Below are 5,712 nucleotides of genomic sequence, written 5' to 3' on the forward strand. Positions count from 1 at the left end.
AAATTTGCATGCTATTAATATAAACCCTGTAAAGCAAGATGTCGGCACCATTAAGGGTGCTACTTTAATGATACCTAAAACAATTTAATTTGATGCCTGTTTTCTTCTGGCATATCCCACATATCTAACCAAACCAGTCTGCGTTTTAACTCTGCGTGAACACGTTTGATAGTCTGATATGAATAGCCAATATCTGGCATGTCTGCAATATCCATCAACGTTTTGCCATTGATATACTTCTCTTTCAAGATAGTGTTCTCTATTCCGCTGAACCGATCTAGCAAGTTCATGACTTCATCCTTAATCTTGTAATCCTGTTCTAGCAACTTCTTGTATTCAGCAATTATCTCTTCAAGTTGTGAAGCGTTAGACTTCTTGTTCAGCTTGATATTCCTGAGATCACCATCAGTATATCTGGATAGCTCGATCTCAGTTCGTCTCAAATCTAGCTCGATGTTGGCAATCTCTTCTTCGTTATCCAGATATGTTTTAAGCCATTGAAAACTGTTGTGACTTCCCAATCTGCGCCATCCCCTTATGTTATAATGATTGTGTTGGTAACATAAGCGTGCGACGGTCTCTTAATTGGGAGCGTCTTTTTTTGTGCACTTATCTTTCTAGATCCATCTCAGTCTGGCCGTCAGCTTCTTGCACTCCATCAGTATCTAACTCTGTTTGTGCTAGTGTAACAGTTAATCCAATGTTGCTACCTTGTGCATCGAATAAGGCTTAAATCTTTCACGATAGTGCTTGAGATGGTACTTCAATCCGTAATACTGTAACCTTGCTGTCCTTACGCGTCTTACTTTGAATGTTGGCTAATTCTCCACCAAACTTAATGCTGTTATCTTTAATTTCACTCATAATAGATTCCTCCTAAATTTGTTTTACTAATTCAATTTGTTTTGATTCTGGTACGGTTATTACTAATTCAACTCTTGGATCATCTGAATACCACTTATCAATGCTAGTAGATACAATTTGCGCATCATCAACCCAAACTATTCCGGTTAGCGCGTCCGTGACTGCTTTAAAATAATTATCAATGTCACCTTTGATTATTGGCCTGTGTAGGCCCGATAGACGCATTTCACGTTCTTTGTGGCTGATTGACTTCTGAACTGGTCGAAAGACCTGTAAATCGATTTTAAGTGCCATTGAGAGTGGCTTACCAACGTACTGCTTGCTAACAACCTGTTTAACCAATTGTTTGTAATCTTTCGACTTTTTTGGGTCGTAAGCTGTAACAAATGACCCACGTCGTGCAAACTTCGGTCTACCTTGTGGTATTGGCTCACCTGGGATAATTAACTTAATCGCCATGTTAATCACCTACTAACTTCAATTAGTTGTTTGTTAATGATTACAGCCCAGCCATTAAGCTCCTGATGTTTCTTATTGCAATATACAACATCTGACTCTGACGCATGTAAGAACACTGCCATCTCATGAATTGACTTGAAACGTTCAGATTGCTTGTCTCGCCATAATGCGAATGTCTCGCGCTTGCGCCAATAAGGTAATTTGTTTAACCTGCCAATCTTATTAACTGTATCTTTTTCAATATTAAGACGTTCAGCAATTTCATCAGGCGTGAATTTCTTAGCAGTTAATTTAGCAATCATATCTGCCCGGATTGTCTTTTCTTTAACTTTATTTGTATTCCAAAGCTTATGACCTCGCCTAATCACTTCTCTGCAGATTGGACAATCCTTTGTGTTATGGCCATGACTATCGCTAACTTCATGATCTGACGGCCACACATCTAATAGATAATTAATATCTAGTCGCTGTTTAGTTGTCATCTAATCACCTCGCCAAAACAAAACGAAATCACCAACTGCAACCACATCACAAGCAATCAATAACCAGCCTAAATCTGTCAATCCATGCATGAATACATAAGCAGCATAACCAGTTAAGATTGCGATTGAACCTGCTAACAATGCTAAAAATACTCCGTTAGTTGCTCTCTTCATTTAAAAACACCTCCGTGATTTTGGGCGCTGGTAGTCCAGCAGTTAATGCATTCTTTGTTATCTTATTTATTGCATCTTGTTCACTATCGGCAGCAATATCAATCACTACTCCACCTTTTATTTTTACTTTGAAATTTTTCATATTTTAAACATCACCTTTAATTCCTCTTGCGGCAAGCTGTATAGCCCTTTCTCATTTCACTCAGATACACTGAAACTTCAGGAGTTGAATATCCTAACTTTGAGCGTTCAAAATCGGCGTTGACTTTCTCCATATCTTGCTTGTGTTTTTTTCGCTCGATACGTTTATTAGTCATCACTCATCACTCAACTTTCTGCCACATTCTGGACAATGCTTAATCTCAGCTGAATATGCATGAGTTTCATAGCCATCATCGTTGTAGTAATCCCACTCTGTTCCCTCAAGGACAAAGAGCCACTTACCTTGGTTAAGTTTAAGGTAGGCCTCTTCTGAACTCTCGTCAGGATCATTAAGAAATTTAAAAGGTTCATGACAGCAAAGACAATTCTGCTGCTCTGGTGTTTCACTAGTCATCTTGCACCGCCTCAGCTTTGTCTTTAAACGTAATTTTTTTGATCTCGTCAGCACGTCCCACCATTCCATCTTGATCAGTGACTGTAATGTTGATTTTATTTTCCAGCAACAAGCAGCTACGGATAAAATGATACATTTTCAATGCTTCCTCGTCTGTGAGAAAAAACGAAGTAGACTGGCTTGTGGCAAGATCAACTGATTCAATTTGCTCATTAAAATAAATTTCATCCACATCATCGCTTGATGACACCGATAGATGTAATTCACTCATCTCGCACCTCATATCCATCTAACCAAGCGCGGGCAATATCGTCCACTCTATCCTCAAATTCATCATAATCCCTGAACACATCAGCAAGCGTCTTATCGGCCTCTTTTGTCCATTCAATTATTTCAGCAGCATAGTGACTAATCACTGGTAACTGTTTGTATGTCTGCTTAAAAATGTCATTTCTGATTACCCAATGTTCACCGTCAATCCCTGTGGCAATCCAATCACCATGTATAAGCTCTATATCACCATCTACTGTTTTCAAAACGAATATCCTATAGTCTTTGTGGTTTGGTTTATCCCAGGGAATTGAACCAAAAGTTATATAGATATTGTATTTATGAATCATTTCATCAGAGCTATCAAACTGTTCTGCTTCAATCAGTGCAGTTTTTCGATATTTAGTCATCTTGCACCCCCAATAATTCGGTAACTTCACACATTAACTCCTTGGAACCAAATCTATTCCAAGTGAGTCGTACCTGGTCATTCATGTGTTTAACATCTTTTTCCCACGCTCTAAATTCTGGTCTCATTCGTCATCACCGCCCCTTAAAACGTGCCGAATATACAGAAAGTCGTTAAAACTAATTTCTATTGAATTACCACTTTTGAACCCAACTTTGGCAGATATCGTGGGCACATATTCACTAATATAATCAATTTCATTCTTATTAATGATGGTTCCGCTTTCTAGTACAATCATTTGTCGTCACCGTCCTCGGCTAATTCATCATCTAAGTGTTTAACTTCATACAGTGCAACCTTAAGTCCATCAGCCATGCCTAAATCATGGTCCTCACCAGTCATTGCATATTCTTCGTTTTCACCGTTCAAATCTTCGACTATCCGTGATGCTAATTTTTTGAGTAATTCTTTATTCGTCATCTTGGTCACCCTCATCATCAGCCCACTCAGCAATGTAACTCTGCTCTGGCAGTACTCTAACGTGACCATCTGACGTGGTTACTTTGTAATAGTAAGTATGACCGTCATACGTACTTAAGTTACGCATTGTTGGTAAATAATCGCCACTCAATAATTCAATTGCGACAATCTTTATTTCAGAACTATATTTTTCGCCAAGTTTTACCACCAATGGTATCGGAGTTGGGTCACTTGCTTGACCTATGTCACCCATGTACGTTATTTTCACTTGACTGTCGCCTAATCCAACACTCCGTAAGCTAATTATTTTCATCTGGTTCAACCTCCACTGGTTTGATTGCCTTAACCCAATCTGGTGCATTGTCTAGTTGTGATTGAGCAACTTGAAAAGTTGGATTCTTTTCAGCAGTTGCTTGAAATAGCGCTTTAGTGTTCCAACGCGGGTTGATTTCATCAGGAACAAGATAAGCAATCCGTGGTTTTGATTTCATGCTACCGTCTGTGAGTTCCGTTCCCTCCATCGGCAGTACGTATCGTTTCTCTTGTTCGACTTCGTAGCCGTCAATAATGGCTTGAATGAATTTAGTGCGATCTTTATTTTCTAGAGATTGGTTAATTTCGTTTCCATTCAACCAGTACAATTTATCAGAAACAGATAATATACGAATACATTCTACGTCGTTCTTATCATTACCGTCGTTTTCGTGATACCATTCATCAAACCATTTAGGCACTTTAACTTTTTCAGTTGGGTCAACTACTACTAGGCTCCCAATAGCATTTTCATCAACCCAGTGACCATCTAGAACATCCGAATATATATGAATGCTGCCATCATCAACCGCATTGATTCTTGCCTTGATTAAAATTTCATCGCCTGATTTGTATTTCATTTGTCTGCCTCTCTTAATTTGTCTAAGCTAATGTTTAATGCATCAGCTATTTTGCATGCATTTTTAAAGCTTGGTTCTGCACCAGCTGTATAACTGTATAGCGTATTTTTTTGAATACCTGTTAGCCGTGCCAATTTATAAATCGACATGTCTTTTTCTTTTAAAATTTGAATTACTTTGTTCCACATTTCAGAGCCTCCTAAAAACCACACTCCGTAGTACTATATATTTGCCTAGTTTGATAAAACGGGATATAATAAGCGCGTTGATGTAAATAACGTAACATTCTGTGCAAATTTGAATTTCACTTATTAAATTATGAAAGGAGAAAAACTATGTTTACTAGATTTAATATCCAAAATATACTTAAACGAAATGGTATTGACGATCCAGACGGTAAATTCGCTAAAGCTTTATTTGAGATTATTAAAGAATATGATAAAAAAGTTGGAGTTTTAGGATCCAACCGAACAGGTCTCCACTAAACAACTGTAGCAACTTATCAGATGTGTAAAAGCCTCTAACTTTTGCACGTCTTTTTTTGTGCTTTCATCTTTTGACAACTCAATGATTAAATTTTCAACATTATCAATAACATCATCCATTATTCTTCGTCCTCCTCAACAGGTTCCAGTGCACTATCCCAGTTAATTGCCAAATCGGGGTTGTGTTTCAGTTCTTCGATTTCAGATTCGGTGAAAATAGTTTGTACATCATCTGTCTGCGTTTTACCAGCTAACGTACGATCTGTATTAGCCCATAAGTTAAAAAAACCATTAGGACTATCTTTAACCACATGCACTCGATACTGCTTCTCATCTTCCCGCTGCCTGATTGGTGTTGCTACGTATGCAACGGTTAACTGGAATAGATCGTCAGGAATGCCCATTATAGTCATCGCAGTATCAATTACGTTTCGAGTTGTGGGATCGATGAAGAATATCCGAACATTGTCATCCGTCACTACAAAATCATTGTCAAAACTATAATCACCCATTTTTTCCAGTTCTCGTTTAAATTCACTTGTTTTCATGTGCTACACTTCCTTATCATTCATGCTAAGCAACTTACCCCAAAACAGTACAAACGTTATATAGCCTGCAATAAACGTTAATATTTTAATTA

17 protein-coding genes are annotated in these 5,712 nt (G+C 38.0%); 1 reads left to right on the top strand and 16 read right to left on the bottom strand.

Translation table 11 applies throughout. From position 1 onward, the window contains the following. Positions 1-74 precede the first annotated feature (74 nt). From FFM51_RS08555 to FFM51_RS08600, 15 genes are all read right to left on the bottom strand, one after another. Entirely contained in the window at positions 75-521 is a 447-nt protein-coding gene (locus tag FFM51_RS08555) for a hypothetical protein (RefSeq protein ID WP_137598204.1), read from the bottom strand. 217 nt (positions 522-738) lie between these two features. Next, positions 739-864 (bottom strand): hypothetical protein, encoded by a 126-nt coding sequence (locus FFM51_RS08930; RefSeq protein WP_263386066.1) that lies wholly within the window; start codon positions 862-864, stop codon positions 739-741. A 12-nt stretch (positions 865-876) separates the two neighbouring features. Then, complete coding sequence (locus FFM51_RS08560; RefSeq protein WP_137598205.1) at positions 877-1,323, bottom strand: RusA family crossover junction endodeoxyribonuclease; 447 nt, start codon at positions 1,321-1,323, stop codon at positions 877-879. Between the two features lie 5 nt (positions 1,324-1,328). Continuing rightward, positions 1,329-1,805 (bottom strand): hypothetical protein, encoded by a 477-nt coding sequence (locus FFM51_RS08565; RefSeq protein ID WP_137598206.1) that lies wholly within the window; start codon positions 1,803-1,805, stop codon positions 1,329-1,331. Beyond that, positions 1,806-1,979, bottom strand: coding sequence for a hypothetical protein (locus FFM51_RS08850; RefSeq protein ID WP_170999608.1), 174 nt, complete (start codon positions 1,977-1,979; stop codon positions 1,806-1,808). Further along, a complete protein-coding gene (locus FFM51_RS08855) occupies positions 1,963-2,121 on the bottom strand; it encodes a hypothetical protein (RefSeq protein WP_170999609.1) in 159 nt (52 codons plus the stop codon). The genes FFM51_RS08850 and FFM51_RS08855 overlap by 17 nt, the downstream gene beginning before the upstream one ends. Positions 2,122-2,295: 174 nt before the next feature. Continuing rightward, positions 2,296-2,535 (bottom strand): hypothetical protein, encoded by a 240-nt coding sequence (locus FFM51_RS08570; protein WP_137598207.1) that lies wholly within the window; start codon positions 2,533-2,535, stop codon positions 2,296-2,298. Continuing rightward, positions 2,528-2,806 (bottom strand): hypothetical protein, encoded by a 279-nt coding sequence (locus FFM51_RS08575; RefSeq protein WP_137598208.1) that lies wholly within the window; start codon positions 2,804-2,806, stop codon positions 2,528-2,530. Before FFM51_RS08575 ends, FFM51_RS08570 begins: the two co-directional genes overlap by 8 nt. Further along, positions 2,799-3,215, bottom strand: coding sequence for a DUF1642 domain-containing protein (locus FFM51_RS08580; RefSeq protein ID WP_137598209.1), 417 nt, complete (start codon positions 3,213-3,215; stop codon positions 2,799-2,801). Before FFM51_RS08580 ends, FFM51_RS08575 begins: the two co-directional genes overlap by 8 nt. Further along, positions 3,208-3,342 (bottom strand): hypothetical protein, encoded by a 135-nt coding sequence (locus tag FFM51_RS08935; protein WP_263386067.1) that lies wholly within the window; start codon positions 3,340-3,342, stop codon positions 3,208-3,210. The genes FFM51_RS08580 and FFM51_RS08935 overlap by 8 nt, the downstream gene beginning before the upstream one ends. Beyond that, entirely contained in the window at positions 3,339-3,512 is a 174-nt protein-coding gene (locus tag FFM51_RS08860) for a hypothetical protein (RefSeq protein ID WP_170999610.1), read from the bottom strand. The genes FFM51_RS08935 and FFM51_RS08860 overlap by 4 nt, the downstream gene beginning before the upstream one ends. Further along, complete coding sequence (locus FFM51_RS08585; RefSeq protein ID WP_137598210.1) at positions 3,509-3,694, bottom strand: hypothetical protein; 186 nt, start codon at positions 3,692-3,694, stop codon at positions 3,509-3,511. Before FFM51_RS08585 ends, FFM51_RS08860 begins: the two co-directional genes overlap by 4 nt. Further along, the gene (locus FFM51_RS08590) at positions 3,684-4,007 is read right to left on the bottom strand and encodes a hypothetical protein (protein ID WP_137598211.1); all 324 of its coding nucleotides are present in this window, start codon (positions 4,005-4,007) and stop codon (positions 3,684-3,686) included. Before FFM51_RS08590 ends, FFM51_RS08585 begins: the two co-directional genes overlap by 11 nt. Further along, the gene (locus FFM51_RS08595; protein WP_137598212.1) at positions 3,994-4,587 is read right to left on the bottom strand and encodes a DUF1642 domain-containing protein; all 594 of its coding nucleotides are present in this window, start codon (positions 4,585-4,587) and stop codon (positions 3,994-3,996) included. The genes FFM51_RS08590 and FFM51_RS08595 overlap by 14 nt, the downstream gene beginning before the upstream one ends. Continuing rightward, on the bottom strand, positions 4,584-4,775 hold the full coding sequence (locus FFM51_RS08600) for a helix-turn-helix domain-containing protein (protein WP_137598213.1): 192 nt from the start codon (positions 4,773-4,775) through the stop codon (positions 4,584-4,586). Before FFM51_RS08600 ends, FFM51_RS08595 begins: the two co-directional genes overlap by 4 nt. A gap of 147 nt (positions 4,776-4,922) precedes the next feature. Between FFM51_RS08600 and FFM51_RS08865 the strand changes: the two genes are divergently transcribed. Then, positions 4,923-5,072: a hypothetical protein gene (locus FFM51_RS08865; protein ID WP_170999611.1), complete on the top strand. Its 150-nt coding sequence runs from the start codon at positions 4,923-4,925 to the stop codon at positions 5,070-5,072. Between the two features lie 119 nt (positions 5,073-5,191). Here FFM51_RS08865 and FFM51_RS08605 read toward each other — a convergent pair whose 3' ends face one another. After that, positions 5,192-5,620, bottom strand: coding sequence for a hypothetical protein (locus FFM51_RS08605; RefSeq protein WP_137598214.1), 429 nt, complete (start codon positions 5,618-5,620; stop codon positions 5,192-5,194). Between the last annotated feature and the right edge of the window lie 92 nt (positions 5,621-5,712).

It is taken from the genome of Paucilactobacillus kaifaensis (genome assembly GCF_005405145.1).
In the GTDB taxonomy this organism is placed as follows: domain Bacteria; phylum Bacillota; class Bacilli; order Lactobacillales; family Lactobacillaceae; genus Paucilactobacillus; species Paucilactobacillus kaifaensis.